The organism is Pantoea sp. ME81 (assembly GCF_903970985.1).
Taxonomy (GTDB): domain Bacteria; phylum Pseudomonadota; class Gammaproteobacteria; order Enterobacterales; family Enterobacteriaceae; genus Pantoea; species Pantoea communis.
Genome location: NZ_CAJCKS010000005.1, coordinates 23,812 through 43,616, shown reverse-complemented (window position 1 = coordinate 43,616; position 19,805 = coordinate 23,812). Strand labels below are relative to the sequence as shown.

Annotated in this window: 16 protein-coding genes; 4 read left to right on the top strand and 12 right to left on the bottom strand. The window is 55.1% G+C overall.

The features are described from left to right. Window positions 1-10: 10 nt before the first annotated feature. Window positions 11-1,477: an IMP dehydrogenase gene (gene guaB / locus H7A81_RS01965; RefSeq protein ID WP_034825688.1), complete on the bottom strand. Its 1,467-nt coding sequence runs from the start codon at window positions 1,475-1,477 to the stop codon at window positions 11-13. Window positions 1,478-1,646: 169 nt separating this feature from the next. On the opposite strand from guaB, the gene xseA reads away from it, so the two are divergent. The 4 genes from xseA (at window position 1,647) to H7A81_RS01945 (ending at window position 4,691) form a co-directional block, all read left to right on the top strand. Then, a complete protein-coding gene (gene xseA / locus H7A81_RS01960; RefSeq protein ID WP_160869339.1) occupies window positions 1,647-3,020 on the top strand; it encodes an exodeoxyribonuclease VII large subunit in 1,374 nt (457 codons plus the stop codon). Between the two features lie 47 nt (window positions 3,021-3,067). Continuing rightward, on the top strand, window positions 3,068-4,081 hold the full coding sequence (locus H7A81_RS01955) for a M4 family metallopeptidase (RefSeq protein WP_182056582.1): 1,014 nt from the start codon (window positions 3,068-3,070) through the stop codon (window positions 4,079-4,081). After that, window positions 4,078-4,404 (top strand): protealysin inhibitor emfourin, encoded by a 327-nt coding sequence (locus tag H7A81_RS01950; protein WP_182056581.1) that lies wholly within the window; start codon window positions 4,078-4,080, stop codon window positions 4,402-4,404. Before H7A81_RS01955 ends, H7A81_RS01950 begins: the two co-directional genes overlap by 4 nt. Before the next feature lie 104 nt (window positions 4,405-4,508). After that, entirely contained in the window at window positions 4,509-4,691 is a 183-nt protein-coding gene (locus tag H7A81_RS01945; protein ID WP_045814915.1) for a general stress protein, read from the top strand. Window positions 4,692-4,783: 92 nt separating this feature from the next. Here H7A81_RS01945 and H7A81_RS01940 read toward each other — a convergent pair whose 3' ends face one another. The 11 genes from H7A81_RS01940 to pbpC all read right to left on the bottom strand — a co-directional run bounded on the left by H7A81_RS01940 (window position 4,784) and on the right by pbpC (window position 19,804). Beyond that, window positions 4,784-7,222 carry a glucose/quinate/shikimate family membrane-bound PQQ-dependent dehydrogenase gene (locus H7A81_RS01940; RefSeq protein ID WP_182056580.1) on the bottom strand — a complete coding sequence of 813 codons (2,439 nt, stop codon included), beginning with the start codon at window positions 7,220-7,222 and terminating at the stop codon, window positions 4,784-4,786. 418 nt (window positions 7,223-7,640) lie between these two features. Next, on the bottom strand, window positions 7,641-9,134 hold the full coding sequence (gene der / locus H7A81_RS01935) for a ribosome biogenesis GTPase Der (protein WP_034825679.1): 1,494 nt from the start codon (window positions 9,132-9,134) through the stop codon (window positions 7,641-7,643). Window positions 9,135-9,311: 177 nt separating this feature from the next. Next, on the bottom strand, window positions 9,312-10,493 hold the full coding sequence (gene bamB / locus H7A81_RS01930) for an outer membrane protein assembly factor BamB (protein WP_034825677.1): 1,182 nt from the start codon (window positions 10,491-10,493) through the stop codon (window positions 9,312-9,314). A 19-nt stretch (window positions 10,494-10,512) separates the two neighbouring features. Beyond that, window positions 10,513-11,130: a YfgM family protein gene (locus H7A81_RS01925; protein WP_045814917.1), complete on the bottom strand. Its 618-nt coding sequence runs from the start codon at window positions 11,128-11,130 to the stop codon at window positions 10,513-10,515. Between the two features lie 39 nt (window positions 11,131-11,169). Continuing rightward, window positions 11,170-12,444 (bottom strand): histidine--tRNA ligase, encoded by a 1,275-nt coding sequence (gene hisS / locus H7A81_RS01920; protein ID WP_058959137.1) that lies wholly within the window; start codon window positions 12,442-12,444, stop codon window positions 11,170-11,172. Between the two features lie 106 nt (window positions 12,445-12,550). After that, complete coding sequence (gene ispG / locus H7A81_RS01915) at window positions 12,551-13,672, bottom strand: flavodoxin-dependent (E)-4-hydroxy-3-methylbut-2-enyl-diphosphate synthase (protein WP_034825671.1); 1,122 nt, start codon at window positions 13,670-13,672, stop codon at window positions 12,551-12,553. 38 nt (window positions 13,673-13,710) lie between these two features. Then, window positions 13,711-14,727 (bottom strand): cytoskeleton protein RodZ, encoded by a 1,017-nt coding sequence (rodZ, locus tag H7A81_RS01910; RefSeq protein ID WP_182056579.1) that lies wholly within the window; start codon window positions 14,725-14,727, stop codon window positions 13,711-13,713. Beyond that, entirely contained in the window at window positions 14,717-15,451 is a 735-nt protein-coding gene (gene pilW, locus H7A81_RS01905) for a type IV pilus biogenesis/stability protein PilW (protein WP_160869794.1), read from the bottom strand. Before pilW ends, rodZ begins: the two co-directional genes overlap by 11 nt. A gap of 76 nt (window positions 15,452-15,527) precedes the next feature. Beyond that, a complete protein-coding gene (locus H7A81_RS01900; RefSeq protein ID WP_034825665.1) occupies window positions 15,528-16,697 on the bottom strand; it encodes a bifunctional tRNA (adenosine(37)-C2)-methyltransferase TrmG/ribosomal RNA large subunit methyltransferase RlmN in 1,170 nt (389 codons plus the stop codon). A gap of 187 nt (window positions 16,698-16,884) precedes the next feature. Beyond that, the gene (ndk, locus tag H7A81_RS01895) at window positions 16,885-17,316 is read right to left on the bottom strand and encodes a nucleoside-diphosphate kinase (RefSeq protein ID WP_007884899.1); all 432 of its coding nucleotides are present in this window, start codon (window positions 17,314-17,316) and stop codon (window positions 16,885-16,887) included. A gap of 169 nt (window positions 17,317-17,485) precedes the next feature. Continuing rightward, window positions 17,486-19,804, bottom strand: coding sequence for a peptidoglycan glycosyltransferase PbpC (gene pbpC, locus H7A81_RS01890; RefSeq protein ID WP_182056578.1), 2,319 nt, complete (start codon window positions 19,802-19,804; stop codon window positions 17,486-17,488). Window position 19,805 lies beyond the last annotated feature (1 nt).

Here is a 19,805-nt window from a genome sequence, read left to right as displayed (position 1 = left end):
TCTTACGGGATTATGAACCCATGCGGTAGTTCGGTGACTCTTTGGTGATGGTCACATCATGCACGTGGCTTTCGTTGATACCTGCGCCACTGATGCGCACGAACTCGGCTTTAGTACGCAGATCGTTGATGGTTGGGCAACCGGTCAGGCCCATGCAAGAGCGCAGACCGCCCATTTGCTGGTGCACGATCTCTTTCAGACGGCCTTTGTAAGCGACGCGGCCTTCGATACCTTCTGGCACCAGTTTGTCAGCCGCGTTATCGGTCTGGAAGTAACGGTCAGATGAGCCTTTAGACATCGCGCCCAGTGAACCCATACCACGGTAAGATTTGAACGAACGGCCCTGATACAGCTCGATTTCGCCTGGAGATTCTTCAGTACCCGCCAGCATAGAACCGACCATCACAGCGGCCGCGCCTGCGGCGATCGCTTTGGCGATGTCACCGGAGAAACGGATACCACCATCAGCCACAACCGGGATACCGGTGCCTTCCAGCGCAGCAACCGCATCAGAAACAGCGGTGATCTGTGGTACACCTACGCCGGTTACGATACGCGTGGTGCAGATTGAACCAGGACCGATACCCACTTTCACCGCGCTCACGCCCGCTTCGGCCAGTGCCAATGCACCTGCACCGGTCGCCACGTTGCCACCGATGATGTCCAGGTCTGGGTACTTCGCACGGGTTTCACGGATACGTTGCAGAACGCCTTCAGAGTGACCGTGAGAAGAGTCGATCAGCAGAACGTCAACGCCCGCAGCAACCAGCGCGTCAACACGCTCTTCGTTACCGGCGCCCGCACCAACCGCAGCACCCACACGCAGACGGCCTTCCGCATCTTTACAGGCGTTAGGTTTACGCTCTGCTTTCTGGAAATCTTTAACAGTAATCATGCCCAGCAGGTGGAAGCTGTCATCCACAACCAGCGCTTTCTCAACACGTTTTTCGTGCATTTTCTGCAGTACGATGTCGCGCGCTTCACCCTCTTTAACGGTGACCAGACGCTCTTTCGGCGTCATCACAGCGGAAACTGGCAGGCTCAGGTCCGTCACAAAACGCACGTCACGACCGGTGATGATGCCGACCAGTTCGTTGTCTGTGTTCACAACCGGATAACCCGCAAAGCCGTTGCGCTCGGTCAGCTCTTGCACTGCCGCCAGCGTGGTGGTTGGCAGAACAGTTTGCGGATCGGTCACTACGCCACTTTCGTGTTTTTTCACTTTGCGAACTTCATCCGCCTGGCGCTCAATCGACATGTTTTTGTGGATAAAGCCCAGACCGCCTTCCTGCGCCAGTGCAATTGCCAGACCGGCTTCGGTCACGGTGTCCATAGCAGCAGACAGCATAGGGATGTTCAGACGGATGTTTTTCGTCAGTTGGGTGCTGAGATCAGCGGTGTTCGGTAAGACAGTGGAGTGAGCTGGAACGAGCAGAACGTCGTCAAAAGTGAGGGCTTCTTTAGTGATTCTTAGCATTGCAATATCTCCACCTGGGGGCGATTAAAACAGATAAAATATTGCCGCGGCATTATACAGGCCGAAATCGATTGCCTCCAGTGTTTTTTAGGAAAAAGTCTTGATCCTTCGGGTGAGCAATGTAGTATCGGTTGATTAACCCTCTGATTTAAAATTTGATCTACATCACATGTCGCTACCGCCAACCGCCAATATTTTTACTGTCAGCCGCCTGAATACCACGGTGCGCCAACTGCTGGAAAATGAGATGGGCCTGGTGTGGCTCAGCGCTGAGATCTCAAATTTTAGCCAGCCCTCTTCCGGTCACTGGTACTTCACCTTAAAGGATGATGGCGCACAAGTCCGCTGCGCGATGTTCCGTAATAGCAACCGCCGCGTCACATTCCGCCCTCAGCATGGTCAGCAGGTTTTGGTGCGCGCCAGCATTACGCTGTATGAACCGCGTGGCGACTATCAGCTGATTATCGAAAGCATGCATCCAGCGGGTGAAGGTCTGCTGCAGCAGCAGTTTGAGCAATTGAAAGCGAGACTGGCGGCCGAAGGGCTGTTCGATCAGCAGTTCAAACAGCCGCTGCCCGATCCGGCGCGCCAGGTCGGTGTGATCACCTCTGCCACCGGTGCCGCGTTGCATGATGTGCTGCGCGTACTGCATCGCCGCGATCCCTCGCTGCCGGTAATTATCTATCCCACGCCGGTGCAAGGTGTGGATGCACCGGCTGCGATTGTGCGTGCCATTGAACTGGCGAACCAGCGTGATGAGTGTGACGTGCTGATTGTCGGCCGTGGCGGCGGCTCGCTGGAGGATTTGTGGAGCTTTAACGATGAGCGCGTGGCGCGTGCTATTTTTGCCAGTCGCCTGCCCATCGTCAGTGCCGTCGGCCACGAGACAGACGTCACCATCGCCGACTTTGTCGCCGATCTGCGCGCCCCTACCCCATCTGCGGCGGCAGAAATCGTGAGCCGCAATCAGATCGAACTGCTGCGCCGTTTGCAGTCACAGCAGCAGCGTATGGAAATGGCGATGGATTTCTACATTGCAGAGCAGCAACGCCGTTTTACCCGCATACAACATCGTTTGCAGCAGCAACATCCACAGCTGCGTCTGGCACGCCAGCAAACCACACTGTTCCAGTTGCAGCGTCGCCTCGGCGAGGCAATGGATCAACGTCTGCGCGTGGCTAATCGCCAGCAGGATCGCGTGTTACAGCGCCTCAATCAGCAGCAGCCTCAGGGGCGCATTCTGCGTGCGCAGCAGCAGATGCAGCAGTGGCAGTATCGCCTGCAACAGGGTATGGAGAAGCAGCTGAATCACAATCGTCAGCGCTTTGGTAATCTGGCTGCGCAACTGGAGGGCGTCAGTCCGCTCGCCACACTGGCGCGTGGTTTTAGTGTGACAACGGATACGCAAGGCCAGCTGGTGAAGAAAACCCAGCAATTACATAAAGGCGACTTACTGCGCACCCGTCTGGATGACGGCTGGGTGGAAAGCCAGGTGACCGCCCTTGAACCGCAGAAATCGCGGAGCCGTAAAGCACGCTCCTAGCTGAAAAACTATACTTCTGGCATGTTCACTCACGGCCAGGAGTTACTATGACCCACAGCGTTATTCCTCCGTATATTCTTCGCAACATCATTGATCACTGCTCGGGTGCGCCGCAGGCGTCTGCTCGCCGCACCCTCACCCATGTTCAGCAACTGATGACTGAACACAATCATAAAGCGGCCAGCGCGGCCACCGCCCAGCCTGGCAGCGTGCTGCGTGCCATCTATGATGCGGAGAACACACAGAATCTACCCGGCACCTTAATCCGCGATGAAGGCCAGCCAGGTAATGGTGATGTAGCGGCCGAAGAGGCCTGGAATTATCTCGGCATCACCTACGATTTCTACTGGCAAATCTTCAAGCGCAATTCATTGGATAACAAAGGCCTAAAGCTCGACGGTACGGTTCATTATGGCAAAGAGTATCAGAACGCCTTCTGGAACGGTCAGCAGATGGTGTTTGGTGACGGCGATGGCGAGATTTTTAACCGCTTTACCATTGCGCTGGATGTGGTGGCACATGAACTCACCCACGGCGTGACCGAGAACGAGGCCGGGCTGGTTTATTTCCAGCAGTCTGGTGCATTGAATGAATCGATGTCTGATGTGTTCGGCTCGCTGGTGAAACAGTTCCATCTGCAGCAAACGGCCGATCAGGCTGACTGGTTGATTGGTGAGGGCTTGTTAGCATCCGGGATTAAAGGCCGTGGACTGCGCTCCATGTCCGCACCTGGCACCGCCTACGACGATCCGAAACTCGGCAAGGATCCGCAACCGGCGGATATGGATCATTACATCGAAACCCGCGATGACAACGGCGGTGTCCATCTCAATTCTGGCATTCCTAACCGTGCGTTTTACCTCGCCGCTAAAGCGTTAGGCGGCTTTGCCTGGGAGTTAGCGGGCCACGCCTGGTACGACACTCTCTGCGACAAGACGCTGCCGCAGGATGCCGATTTCAGCACCTTTGCCCGCTTTACTGTCGAACATGGTGGTAAGCGATTTAACCGTTCGGTGGCGGAGGCGATTCAATCCGCCTGGCAGCAGGTAGGCGTAAAATGAACATCCAACTCACTGATGACGCCATCATTGAACTGGCGCGTGAAGGCGGCATCGCCTTTATCCCCAATCTGCGTGGCGAACGCCGCTTTGCCCTGGCTCAACTTCCGGAGCCACAAAAGCAACGGGTGTGTAACGTTCTTGAGCAAGCGCTGCCATTGGGCGAACCGGAAGATCAGGCGGCGAATCTTGGCAGCGGCGATCAACGCTATTTTCGTATTCAAATCACCTATGCCACCCATCAAGAGGCGGGTTCCATCGTGATTTTGATTCCTGAAACAGCGGCATCGCCTGAATTAGAGGCCTTATGGCGTGACGGCCAGTAAGATTCTCAGAGATCTCCCAAAGCAGACTGTAACTTACTGACTATACTCATTAAGTGGCTAGCTAGTCCACATCGAAGAAAACACCCTTAGATGAGGTCTCTGCTATGACACAAAAGAAGCAACGAGGCGGTGCTGGGAACTTTGCAGAGGACCCAGAGCGTGCCAGGGAAGCCGGCAGTGCTGGCGGCAAAGTCAGTGGGGGCAATTTCAGAAACGATCCTGAAAGAGCCAGGGAAGCTGGAAGAAAAGGAGGTCAAAAAAGCCGTCGCCCCTCCAAGCAGCAGTAAATAAGGTACCTTAAGGGATGTCATATTCCACGGATGGTTAATAAAAAAAGGCCGACATCATGATGTCGGCCTTTCTTCTTTTTTACAGCAAATTACTTGCTGTCTGGCAGCGCGTAAGCAATCACGTAATCACCACGGTCTGGTGACTGACGTGCACCACCTGCAGAGATCAGGATGTACTGTTTGCCATTTTTTGGCGAAACATAGCTGATTGGGCCGCCCTGGCTACCGACTGGCAGACGAGCTTTCCATACTTCTTTACCGGTTGAGCTATCGAAGGCGCGCAGATAGTAATCCTGCGTACCGGCGATGAACACCAGGCCACCCTGAGTTGCCAAGGTGCCGCCCAGCGTTGGCATACCGATTGGCATTTGTGCATGCATCTTGATACCGAATGGACCGGTATCCTGCACGGTACCGACTGGCACCTGCCATACGATCTGACGGGTTTTCATGTCGATAGCTGACAGCGTACCGAATGGTGGTGCCTGGCACGGAATGCCCAGCGGAGACATGAAACGGTTTTTGTTAACAGCGTAAGGGGTGCCTTTCAGCGGAACGGCGCCCATGCCGGTGTTGATCGCTTCACCGCCGTTGCTGGCAGCAGACTTAGTGGTGTCCTGAGGAATCATCTGTACCCACAGGCCCAGACGCATGTCATTAACAAACATGTACTGGTTGTTCGGGTCAAACGAGATGCTGCCCCAGTTCATACCACCCAGTGAACCTGGGAAGCTGAGTGATTTGTCAGTGTCCGGAACAGTGAACAGTCCATCGTAACGCATACCTTTAAAGGCGATACGGCACACTAACTGGTCAAACGGCGTAGCACCCCACATGTCAGACTCGGTCAGCTTCTGGTTGCCGATGTTAGGCATTTCCACTGAGTGCGGCTGTGTTTTGGTGTACTGCTCGTTCGGGATATGGCCCTGCGGCATTGGCTGCTCTTCAACTTTCGTCAAAGGCTTGCCGGTCAGGCGATCCAACACCCAAATCATACCGGTTTTTGCACCGATAACGACGGCTGGCTTAGTGGTGCCATCCTTCATCGGGAAGTCGACCAGGCTCGGCTGCATCGGCAGGTCGAAATCCCACAGATCGTTATGTACGGTCTGATAAACCCATTTTTGCTTACCGGTAGTCGCATCCAGCGCCAGAATTGATGCGCCGTAGGTGTGATCCAGTTTGGTACGATTCGCACCCCACAGATCCACAGACGAGCTACCCATTGGCAGGAACACAGTGTTCATCGCCGGGTCGTATGACATCGGTGCCCATGAGTTCGGGGTACTACGGGTGTAGTCTTTGCCCGGCATCAGGATGGCATTCGGGTCATCGTTACCTGGGTCAAACGCCCAACGCATCTGACCGGTGATAACGTCAAAGCCGCGCAGTACGCCGCCAGGCATATCGGTCTGGACGTTATCCGCCACACGACCACCCACCACTACGGTGGTGCCGGCCAGCTGTGGTGCAGACGTCAGCTGATACTGTGGATCGGGCGCTTTACCCAGACCTTTTTTCAGGTCAACCACACCGTGGTCACCGAAGTCTTCACAGAATTCACCGTTGTCAGCATTGATGGCGATCAGACGCGCATCGATGGTGTTCATCAGAATGCGACGCTGACAGGTATCACCTGCCGCCAGCACTGGCGCAGGAACCGGTGTTGAGCCCGGCTGACTTGGCTGCTGCACAGGTTTGGTCGCATCGAAGTACGCCAGACCACGGCAGCGGTTCCACACTTCAGCCTGGGCGTTGATTTCACGCTTCCAGATCTGCTTGCCGGTATCCGCTGCAACCGCAATCACGTTGTTGTGCGGGGTGCAAAGGTACAGGGTGTTGCCAACCTGCAGTGGCGTTTCCTGATCTTCCGCACCGTTACCGGTTGGGCTGATTGGGGTATCGCCAGTGTGGAAGGTCCAGGCAACCTGCAGGTCTTTGACGTTATCACGGGTGATCTGGTCGATCGCCGCGAAACGGTCACCTTCAGGCGTGCGGCCGTAGCTGCTCCAGTCCTGCTGTGGCTTAGACTTGTCGACAGGAATCAGCGGCAGCTGTTTGCCGTCGAACGCGACGGTTGGGTGCGGCTGGAACATCTGCACGAAAGTTGCCACCATGCCAACAGCGATAATCGCTGAAAGGACATAGGAAACTTTCGCCAGAGAGCTTTTGCCTTCACGCTTACGCAGCGCTGGCCAGGTCAGGAACGCCAGCAGCATCAGGCCTGCAGGCACCATCAGGCGTGAAACCAGCTGCCAGAAGTGGAAGCCCGCATCAAACAGCGCCCAAATCAGGGTGCCAACGAAGACCAGAATGAATAAGGTCACGGCGGATGATTTGCGACGGAAGAACTGAACCGCCGACAGCAACATCACAATACCGGAAATGAGGAAGTACCAGCTGCCGCCCAGAGCGACCAACTTGCCACCGCCGATCGCGAAGAACAGACCGACAGCCAGCAGGACCAGCCCGAACAATACAGACCAGATACTCAACCCTTTGCAGGGACGAGCGGAATTTTCTGCCATAACAAAAACTCTCCTGAAAAAATAACGCGCTGGTGCCGGCTAACAAGCTGTAGCCAGTAGCAATGCTCCTGCCAACGATGGGGGACAGGAACCAAACCGTTACGCTTTATTTTATATCTATTGGTACGGGTGCAATGCCCGTAATTCGGCGCTTGTGAGCAAGGACACATCGCAGGTGAGAGTGATTCTCGCTACAAGGCGGCAGGATTGTACCACCTGGTTCATTAGAAAGTGAACATCCATAACGAAGGAGTTACTGGGCAATAGCATTTTTGCTACAAAACCAGTCATAAGTTATTAATAAATATGAGGCTGAATCAAAGTGTAATTTTTGATGTTAAGGCGATATGTCAGGGATGATGAGCTTATCGCGCGGCATCAGGGCGAAAAAAAAGGGCCCGTTTGGGCCCTCTTCACTTTAACGCTTATTCTTTTTCAGATGCGACATCAGTCGCTGGCGTTTGCGCTGCTGCGTCGGTGTCAGCAGGTTACGTTTGCCCGCGTACGGGTTGTCGCCTTCTTTAAACTGAATGCGAATCGGTGTGCCCATCACGTTGAGTGAGCGACGGAAGTAGTTCATCAGGTAACGTTTGTAGGAATCTGGCAGATCCTTCACCTGATTACCGTGAATCACCACGATCGGCGGGTTATAACCACCAGCATGGGCATACTTCAGCTTCACGCGGCGACCACGCACCAGCGGCGGCTGATGGTCGTCAGAAGCCATGGTCATGATGCGCGTCAGCATCGCGGTGCCGACACGTTTGGTTGAGCAGTCGTAAGCTTCGGTCACGGATTCGAACAGGTTACCTACGCCACTGCCGTGCAGCGCCGAAATAAAGTGAATGCGCGCGAAATCGATAAAGCCCAGACGGAAGTCCAGCATCTCTTTCACTTCGTCACGCGCTTCCTGCGTCATGCCATCCCACTTGTTGACCACGATCACCAATGAGCGACCGCTGTTCAGGATAAAGCCGAGCAGTGACAGATCCTGATCGGAAATGCCTTCACGTGCATCAATCACCAGCATCACCACGTTGGCATCTTCAATGGCCTGCAGCGTTTTGATGACAGAGAATTTTTCTACGGTTTCGGTGATTTTTCCGCGTTTACGCACACCGGCGGTATCAATCAACACATACTCGCGCTCATCACGTTCCATTGGAATGTAGATGCTGTCACGCGTGGTGCCGGGCATGTCGAAGACCACGACGCGGTCTTCACCCAGGATGCGGTTAGTCAGCGTTGACTTGCCGACGTTAGGACGGCCAACGATAGCCAGCTTGATCGGCAAGGTGGTAGGGTCGAAGTTTTCTTCTTCCTCTTCCGCCAACGCCTTCTCGTCCTCTTCTTCTTCTAACGCGGCCCAGTAAGCGGCGTTTTCTTCTTCTTCCGTCAACTCCACTTCTGGAACGGCTTCTTCCATCCATGGCAGCAACGCAGCTTCAAGCAGGTTGTTCACACCGCGACCGTGCGAGGCCGCAATCGGGTGAATGTCACCCAAGCCCAGCGCATAGAAATCCAGCACGGCAGCATCAGGATCGAGACCGTCAGTTTTGTTCGCGACCAGGAAGGTGGCTTTTTCGCGCGAACGTAGGTGATTGGCGATCTGTTGATCGGCCGGCATCACACCCGCACGCGCATCCACCAGGAACAGCACCACATCCGCTTCTTCAATCGCCAGCAGCGATTGTTCTGCCATGCGGTTTTCGACGCCTTCCTCGGTGCCATCAATACCGCCGGTATCAATAACAATGAATTCGCGCCCTTCCACTTCGGCGCGACCATATTTGCGATCGCGAGTCAGTCCAGGAAAATCCGCTACCAGCGCATCACGAGTGCGCGTTAAGCGGTTAAATAGCGTAGATTTTCCCACATTGGGACGCCCAACCAGCGCGACCACAGGTACCATAACACTTGCCTCAGTTTTAAAAATAAATCGCCCGAATGGCGTGATTATAACGACATTTGCCAGAAGGCGTCAGGCTGAAGGCGCTAAGAATACCATGCCTGACTAAAAACGAAACGGCCCCTGACGAATCAGGAGCCGTATTAGCGAGCAGGAAGCCAGTTCCTGCAAAGCCCAATCTTAACGAGTGATGGCGTAAACTTCGCCGCCCTTCGCCTGGATCAGCAGCTTGTCACCGGCAACCACCGGGTCAGTCTGGAAGCCATCGCTGTCCAGTTTCTGCTGCGCAACAAAGCGCCCGTCAAGGGTGTTAATCCAGTGCACATAACCTTCGCTATCGCCAACCACCAGATAACCGTTAAACAGCACTGGTGAAGTCAGGTTGCGATGCAGCAGATCGCTCTGGCGCCAGATGGCCACGCCACCGTCGGCATTAAGCGCAATCACGCGGTCATCCTGATCGACCAGGTAAATACGACCCGCATCAACCACCATGTCTTTCACGCCGCCGATTTCGCGTTTCCACAGAATCTGGCCTGAACGCAGTTCCAGCGCGGTCAGATTACCGTTGTAAGCCAGCGCATAGATCACACCGTTAACCACAACCGGCGTTGTATCCACATCGCTCAGACGATCAATCTCTGTGGCGCCACTTGGCTGCGAAATACGCTGCTGCCAAATCAACTGCCCCTGGTTCATGATCACTGCACTCACGCGGCCATTGTCACCACCGACAATCGCACCACCGAATGCCACAGTCGGCGCAGATTCACCGCGCAGTGACAGCGCAGGCATATCGAGGTTGACGCTCCACTTGATCGCGCCAGTACTCTGGTCCAGCCCCTGCAACATACCGTTGCTGGTGTGGATCAGTACCAGGCCATCACTCACAACTGGACGCGACATCGCTTCACCGGCGACTTTCGTCTGCCAGGCGATGCTGCCATCGCTATTGTTCAGTGCAAAGACCTGGCCGCGCTCGCTGCCGATATAAATGCGATCGCTGGTAGCGGTAATGCCGCCAGAGAGAAGAGCTGAGATGTTTTTCGAGAAGAAACCGGTTTTCTCAGAGAGATCGACTTTCCATTTCTCTTTACCGTTGCTGGCATCCAGGGCTTTCACTACGCCAAAGCGGTCGGCCGCATAGACGGTACCGTCCTGCCAGGCTGGATGCAGATTGGAATAGAAATCGCCAACGCCATCACCCACCGAGGTGCTCCAGGCCGTCTGTGGCGTAAACTGGTTTTCCACTTTCGGCAGCGGAGCCATTTTTACTACATCTTCTTCGCCGCTGAACAGCGAGCAACCGCTGAGCAGAGTGACTGAAATCAGCCCTGGCAGCAGGTATTTACGTAATTCCATGTGCGCTCTCTTGACTGGCTTAACTTAAGTTATTCATCTTCATCTGCAGCATTTGCTTCAACGCAGGAGAGGCCTGCGATTCAGCACCTTTGCTCCAGGCATCACGTGCGCCCTGCTTGTCGCCTTTGCTCAGCAGTGCTTCGCCACGAATGTCCGCAATAATGGCTGTCCAGCCATCACCCTTAACATTGTTAAGAGTTGAAAGTGCGGCATCGGCCTGATTTTGCTGCAGTTGAATGCGCGCCAGACGCAGGTTAATCACCGCCTGCAGGTTGGCATCTTTGGTATCTTTCAGCCCGCTCTGAAGCAGCGTAATGGCTTTATCTAACTGATTTGCTTCAACGTACTGTTTCGCTAAATCGAGCGAAGCCAGTGCGCCATAAGTGTTGTTATTTTCATTGGCAAAGGCGGCAACCGCTTCCAGCGTTTGCGGCTTATCCGCCTGCATCGCAGTGGTCAGTTGTTGATACTGTGCCGACGCAGCTTTATCCGCACCATCCTGATGACTGGTCCAGAAACGCCAGCCACCCAGTGCAGCAATGCCGATGATCACACCCACAGCCAGCGCTTTGCCGTTGTTCGCAAAGAACTGACGCAGTGCGTCAACCTGTTCGTTTTCGTTGCTGTAAACTTCCACGCAATCCCTCTCCTTTAAATGGCTGTTGCAGTGCTGCGTTTACTGCAGCAGCGTGCGCAATGTCGCAGCGGCTTCGCTTTGGGCAACGGTTTGTTGATCGCCTGTGCTCAGGTTTTTAATCACGACCTGGCCCGCTTTCACTTCGTCTTCACCCAGCACCAGCGCAATGCGTGCGCCCCACTTGTCTGCACGGCCAAACTGCTTCTTGAAGTTACCACCACCGAAGTTGGTCATCAGCTTCAGCGCCGGATCTGCATCACGCAGTTTTTCCGCCAATTGCATCGCAGCGGACTGAACGCCCTGCCCCGAAGCGATAACATAGACATCAACAATGCGCGTCGGTTCAAATTCTGGATTAACCGCCTGAACCAGCAATACCAAACGCTCAAGACCCATGGCAAAACCGACCGCTGGCGTAGCGCGACCACCCAACTGTTCAACCAGACCATCGTAGCGTCCACCGGCACACACGGTGCCCTGTGAACCTAAGCTGTTGGTCACCCACTCAAACACGGTGCGGTTGTAATAATCGAGGCCACGCACCAAACGCTGGTTCACGGTGTAAGCGATACCCGCGTCATCCAGCAGGCTGCACAGCCCGTCGAAGTGCGCGCGTGAGTCTTCATCGAGATATTCATTCAGCGTCGGCGCATCGTTCAGCAACAACTGGATGTCCGCGTTTTTGCTGTCGAGTACGCGCAGCGGATTGCTGTACATACGACGTTTGCAATCTTCATCCAGTTTGTCTTTGTGCTGCTCAAGGAAGGCCACCAGTGCGTCGCGGTAGTTCGCGCGCGCTTCCAGTGAGCCGATAGAGTTGAGTTCGAGACTCACGTGTTCAGCGATACCTAACGCTTTCCACCAGCGTGCGGTCATCATAATCAGTTCAGCATCGATGTCCGGGCCTTGCAGACCAAACACTTCCGCACCAATCTGATGGAACTGGCGGTAACGGCCTTTCTGCGGACGCTCATAGCGGAACATCGGACCGATGTACCACAGACGCTGTTCCTGATTGTACAGCAGACCATGCTCAATACCGGCGCGCACGCAGCCCGCGGTGCCTTCCGGACGCAGGGTCAGGCTTTCACCGTTGCGGTCGTCAAAGGTATACATCTCCTTTTCAACCACATCGGTGACTTCACCGATAGCGCGTTTAAATAGCGGGGTCTGCTCTACAATCGGCAAACGGATTTCGCTAAAGCCATAACTGGCCAGCACCTGCTTCAGGGTGCCCTCAATACGCTGCCAAATCGCAGTATCCGCCGGCAGGTAGTCGTTCATCCCACGGATCGCTTGAATATTCTTCGCCACGTTAGAATCTCTTAATACAAAAAAACCTGTCCGGCATCATACCTTATGAGGATGAAACCGCACAGGTTCAATCACAAACCGGCACGCGGCGGGCGCGCACCGTCCCTTATTTTTCCAGCTGCTGCACGTTAATGCGGCGGCTTTCATCCAGCATGCTGGCCTTGGCACGAATACGTGCTTCCAGCTGGTCGATCATGTTGTCGTTATCGAGGCGATCGCGCTGACGCACACCGTCCTCGTAGAAACCACTTTTACGGCTACCGCCCGTCACGCCCATGGTCGAAACCGTGGCTTCGCCAGGACCGTTCACCACACAACCGATAATCGAGATATCCATTGGCGTGATGATGTCTTCGAGACGTTCTTCTAACGCATTCACCGTCCCAATCACATCAAATTCCTGACGGGAACAGGTTGGGCAGGCAATAAAGTTGATGCCGCGTGAGCGGATGCGCAGCGATTTCAGGATGTCGTAACCGACTTTTACTTCTTCCACCGGGTCCGCCGCCAGCGAGATACGCAGCGTATCGCCGATCCCTTCCGCCAGCAGCAAGCCCAGACCAATCGCTGATTTTACTGAACCGGCACGTGCGCCACCCGCTTCGGTAATACCGAGGTGCAGTGGCTGATCGATGGCTTTTGCCAGCAGGCGATAGGATTCAACAGCCAGGAATACGTCAGAAGCTTTTACGCTCACTTTGAACTGATCAAAGTTGAGGCGATCGAGGTGATCAACATGGCGCATCGCCGATTCGAGCAGCGCCTGTGGCGTTGGCTCGCCGTATTTTTCCTGCAGATCTTTTTCCAGTGAACCGGCATTTACGCCGATACGGATAGGAATATTGTAATGACGGGCACAATCCACCACCTGGCGGATACGCTCGTTGTTGCCGATATTGCCGGGGTTGATACGCAGGCAGTCGACGCCATATTCGGCGACTTTCAGTGCGATACGGTAGTCAAAATGAATGTCCGCCACCAGCGGCACATTGACCTGTTGCTTAATCAGTTTGAACGCTTCCGCCGCATCCATGGTCGGAACAGAGACGCGCACGATATCGACACCGACACGCTCAAGCTGGCGAATCTGGTTAACCGTGGCGTCCACATCCGTGGTGCGGGTGTTGGTCATTGACTGAACGGCAATGGGCGCACCATCACCAACCGGCACCTTGCCGACGTAAATCCGTGTTGATTTGCGACGGATAATGGGTGCTTCGTTATGCATATTCTCTCTCCACAATTACCCGGAAAGCGCGCTGCGCGTTATTGCGCACCCAGCGTCAGACGGGCAACCTGGTTATTACGGATAAAACGACTTAAATCAACGGGCTGATTCTGATATTGCACATCAACCGCACTCGGAGCGCCAATTTTCAGACGATACGGAGCCGTTCCGGACAAGCTGAGCTTACCGCCGCTACGTTGCAATCCGCTGAACAGCTTCTTGCCAGTAGCGTCGGTGACTTCCAGCCAGCAGTCGGCTTTGAAATTCATCACCACCGCATTTGGGTCACCCGCTGTCTGGCTCACCGCCGCGTCGCTGGTCGGCATTTGACCTGCTGGTACACTGTTGGCAGGTGCCGGAGAGGTGGCTGCTGGCGGTGCGTTATCGATCGGTGCCTGGCTCGGTGAAACCACGGTGTTATCGCTGCTGGTCGCAGGCGCAGTGGTGTTGGCAGCCGAAGCCGCGTTGTTGCTGGTACTCGGTGTCGCAACCGCACCTGCACCGTTATCCACCGGCGTACCGGCGGCATTGGTATCACTGTCAGTCGCGCTGTCAGTGCTGTTTTCACCCAGCGGAATAGACTGACTGTTATCGCTGCTGCTGCCATTCTGGTCAGCCATTGAGACCAGATCGGCTTGCGAGGCTTTATGGTTTTGCCACCACCACGCGCCGGTCAGACCGATGACGACAAAAATCACCAACCAGGTGAAAATCATCAGCCAGCCATCACGCTTTTTACGGCGCTTACCTAACGAGAAGCTCTGCATTGGCTCAATTTTGGCCGCACGCACGGGAGCCTGCTTCGCCATCATCGGCAACAGGTCATCTTCCGGCACATGCACCAGACGAGCATAAGAACGAATGTAACCGCGCAAGAACGTCGAAGCTAAATCAGCTGGCGACTTATCCTCTTCAATGTCTCGTACGGTAGAAAGTTTCAGGCACAGGCGTTCAGCGACATTTTGCTGAGTCAGCCCCATCTGCTCACGGGCCAGACGCAGGCGTTCACCTGTGGAATGTACTGCAGAATTCTCTTGAGTGGCTTCAGTATTCATTAGCTAAATAACGCTGGTACTGTATCGATTGTGGAAAACTTCGCGCCAACCGGTCGCCATAACGTGTAACGTCAGCAGCGTTTCCCTGTTGCGCGGCGAAACGTATTTGTAACCACTGGCTCTCTGCCGTTGCGGGCAAACGCTGGTGGTACACTTCTAATAGCAGCGGAACCGCCATGCGATCCTGCTGTTCAAGCCGCCTTTCCACTTCCAAAAGCAGTTGACTGCCCTGCTCCGGTGCGGCAATCAGCGCGTTGCTCAAAGACTCGCGCGCTGAGGCACTCTCTCCAGCCTGCAGGTAACAATAGCCCGAAAACAGAAATGCATCCTGACGAGCTTCGATTTCCTGTGCAGCCATCGCCAGCTTAAACTGTTGATGCGCTTCGCCATACTGCCTTAAACCGCAAAGAAACGCACCGTAATTGTTAGCGATGTAGCCATTCGCTGGCGCTAACTGCTGGGCGCGTTGGTAGTGCCAATGGGTCTGCGCGCTATTCTGCTGCGCCTGTGCCAGCCGCGCAAGCGCCAAAGGCACACGATAATCTCGCGGTGCGGCCCGCTCAGCGCGTAATAAATTACGCTGTGCTGCAGCAAAATCTTTCACCGCCAGGTAGTGCAACCCTAGCTGTAGCCTGATATCCGCAGCGCCTTGTTGAACCGGTGGATTGACACAACCGGTTACAACAAAGCCCGCCAACAACACTGCCGATAATCCTTTGTGCATTTCAGTCTCTCCCTCTGACATCGAGAGAAGAGACTGGCACGGCTTACGCCCGGTGGGTATCACCGGGCGCCGTGTTTCAGAGCGCCTTCACAGAGATGGTTTCACCGGCCATTTTCTTACGTAAGGTGCGTTTGGTACGGTCGATAACGTCACCCGCTAACTGACCACAAGCCGCATCAATATCGTCGCCACGCGTTTTACGCACGATAGTGGTGAATCCGTAATCCATCAGTACTTTGGAGAAACGATCGATACGGCTGTTTGAGCTACGACCATATGGCGCGCCCGGGAACGGGTTCCATGGAATCAGGTTAATCTTGCACGGCGTCTCTTTCAGCAGTGCAGCCAGCTCGTGCGCATTGTCGGTGCTGTCATTGATGTGATCCAGCATCACATACTCAATGGTCACGCGGCCCTGATTGGCGTTCGATTTACCAATGTAGCGTTTAACCGCCGCGAGGAAGGTTTCGATGTTGTACTTTTTGTTGATCGGCACAATTTCGTCACGAATCGCATCGTTCGGTGCGTGCAGCGAAATCGCCAGTGCCACGTCGATCATATCGCCCAGCTTATCCAGTGCCGGCACGACACCCGAAGTTGACAGTGTCACGCGACGTTTTGACAGACCAAAACCGAAATCATCCAGCATGATGTCCATTGCTGGCACCACGTTGTTCAGGTTGAGCAAAGGCTCGCCCATGCCCATCATCACCACGTTGGTGATCGGACGCTGGCCGGTAATTTTCGCCGCGCCGATAATTTTCGCCGCGCGCCATACCTGACCAATGATTTCGGAAACGCGCAGGTTACGGTTGAAGCCCTGCTGCGCAGTCGAACAGAATTTGCACTCCAGTGCACAGCCTACCTGCGAGGAGACACACAGCGTTGCACGGTCAGCTTCCGGGATATACACGGTTTCGACCAGCTGATCGCCCACGCGAATCGCCCACTTGATGGTGCCATCGCTGGAACGCATCTCTTCCGCTACTTCCGGCGCACGGATTTCAGCGCGTTGCATCAATTTGCCACGCAACACTTTGTTGATGTCAGTCATCTGCTCGAAATCATCGCAGCAGTAGTGGTACATCCACTTCATGACCTGATCGGCGCGGAACGGCTTTTCACCCATCTCTAAAAAGAATTCGCGCATCTGCTGACGGTTAAGATCCAGCAGGTTAATTTTTTCGTTTTTTGGGGAAACAACCACGGGGGAAGCGGACGACGGCGTCACAATCTGTTCGGACATAATGTTCTCTGGCCTCGTTGTTACACGTTACGGCTCTGGTTAAGAATAGGAAAAAAATAACGCCCTCGCTGAGCCAGGCTCAACAAGGGCGCATTATTGTACTACATCTGCTGCATGATGCCAGGGGAACGACTTTACCGATAATGAAAAGGTGTAAAGTCGTTTATCCGCATTGGCAGCAACGCACTTAGCGAGTGCGTGGGCAGACTTCGTTCTCTGCGAAGAAGTAGGCGATTTCGCGTGCAGCAGATTCAGCTGAGTCAGAACCGTGGGTTGCGTTCTCAGTGAAGCTGTCAGCGTAGTCAGCACGCAGAGTACCGGCCAGTGCGTTGTCTGGGTTGGTTGCACCCATCAGATCACGGTGACGCTGAACGGCATTTTCGCCTTCCAGAACAGAAACAACCACTGGACCAGAAGTCATGAACTCAACCAGACCATCGAAGAATGGACGGCCTTTGTGCTCAGCGTAGAAGCCTTCAGCCTGCTCTTTGGTCAGGTGCAGCATTTTTGCGCCAACGATTTTGAAGCCTGCGCTTTCGAAACGGTTGTAGATAGCACCAATCACGTTCTTAGCGACGGCGTTTGGTTTAACGATAGAGAAAGTACGTTCGATTGCCATGATGACCTCTAGTTAGCATCCTGAAGAAACCGGGAATTCGCTCCCGGTAAGAAAACGCGCCGATTATAGGGACATCATCGGGCGTTGCCTATTGCCGATTGGTGGAATTATCGAAAATAATTGATTTTTGTCGGGGCGAACACGCGCAGAATCTGGCATACGCGACTATTTAACCCCGAATAAATGAGACGGATGCCAGTTGGCCCGATTCATCCATTACCACCAGTTGATACTGGCCCGGTTCACTTAGGACCAGCGCCGCACTGTTTTGCCCCGCTTGCTGTTCGACCGGCTGCCCGTTCAAAAACCACCAGCGCTGCGATCCCCTTCCGCCCTGTACGGCAACCGGCAGCACCAATACCACTTTGCCTGGCAGCGGCTGCACACGCTGCCCCTCAATCACGCCGGTGATCAAGAGCGGTGGCGCACTGCCCTGATTTAAGGGTGGGCAGCGAGGATCAACGGGCGGCAGGCGCTGCTGGCGGCGTTCCGCCACTGGCAACCAGGGTTCCAGCGGCAGTGGCCACATCAAACGTTCGTGACTCTGCGCCTCAGGGCAATCGGCAGCCACGCGTAAGCCCTGCGGGTTTATCCAATAACGCTGACGTAAACCATTCACCCCTTCCTGGCCGGGTGCCAACAGTGTCGGCGGCACGGTTTGATTCAGTATCCAGCTCTGGCGACGCTGGCGGCAGTTATCGTCACCCACTGGCAAGGGTTGGCCTCCAGGCCAGCAAATGCTCATGGCGCTGACTGAATCCGGCCGCGGATCGCGCGGTACGCCGTGCAGCGGCATATGCCCCGCCAGCAGGTTGTTAACCTGATTCATCACCGGTACCGCAGAGGCAAAACCAAACTGCCCGGCAACCGGTGTGGCATCCGGTCTGCCAACCCACACGCCGATTAAATAGCGGGGCGTGATGCCAATCGTCCAGGCATCGCGATATCCGTAGCTGGTACCCGTTTTCCAGGCCAGTGGCGCAATTTCAGGAATGGCAGCGGATGGCAGCGCTTCTCCGGCCAGAATACGTCGCACAATCCAGGCAGCACCGGGTGAAAGCAGCGGCCTCTCCTGCAAAGGCTGATTCGGGAGCCAGCGCAGTTGTGCCGCCTTGCCATGACGGGCAAAGGCACTGTATGCCGCGACAATATCATCCAGCCTTGCGCCCGTGCCGCCCAACACTAACGACAAATTGGGTTCCGCCCCTGCTGGGAAGCGCAGATTCAAGCCGACATTGCGTAACCGCGCCGCCACCGTTTTGGGTCCAAGCGCATCCAATAACTGCACCGCAGGCAGATTGAGCGACCGCTCCAGCGCCTCGCTAGCACTGACCGGGCCATGAAAACCAGAATCAAAGTTACCTGGTCGATAATCCCCAAAGCGGCGCGGCACATCCTGTAATAGAGATTCACCGTGGATCAGTCCATCATCCAACGCCATGCCATAAACAAAGGGTTTTAACACCGATCCCGGCGATCGCACGCTGGAGATCATATCGACATGACCAAAGCGACTGTCGTCAGTGAATGACACCGAGCCAACATAGCCACGCACTTTCATATCCTGATGATCCACTACCAGCAGCGCCAGCGAGGTGCGTGGCGGCAACTGGGTTTTCATCGCTGACGCCAGACTCTCCAGCTCGCGCTGCAGCGACACATCAATGGTCGAGGTAATTTTGTTGTCGGGAGAGAGCGACAGCAGGCGGCGTGCCAGCAGCGGGGCCATTTGCGGCGTTTTTCGCGGCGGCAACCACACCGCTTCCTGTTTAATATCCGCCACATCCTGCGCCGACCACACCTGATATTCTGCCAGTCGATCCAGCACTTTATTGCGCGCCGCTTCCGCACGTTGCGGCCAGCGGTCCGGGCGCAGACGGCTCGGGGCCTGTGGCAGCACGGCGAGCAACGCTGCCTCACCTTTGGTGAGCTGAGATGGCGGCTTACCCAGCCACATCCAGCTTGCTGCGCCAATGCCTTCCACCGTGCCGCCAAACGGCGCACGATTAAGATAGAGTGTGAGAATATCACGCTTGGATAAATGCCACTCCAGCTGTAGCGCTCGCCAGGCCTGAACCACCTTGCCACGCAGCGTACGCGGTTGTGGGTCGATCAATCGCGCTACCTGCATCGTTAGCGTGCTGCCGCCTGACACAATGCCGTGATGCAGCAGGTTTTGACCGATGGCGCGCACGATCGCCATCGGATTGATGCCGGGATGATGCCAGAACCAGCGATCTTCGTAAGTGAGCAGCGCCTGAATATAGTCGGGCGAGACCTCCTCCAGCGTCACCGGATAGCGCCAGACGCCTTGCTTGTCGGCAAAGCGCCACAGCGGCGTGCCATCTTCGGCCACCACCACACGTGCAGGTTGCACTTCCTGCAGCGGCAAAGGATCCAGTCGATCCAGCAGCCACAGGCTCGCTAACAGCAGCAGTAAAAAAAGCGGCAGCCAGCGCCACCGCTTTAATGCATGACCTTTTTTCATT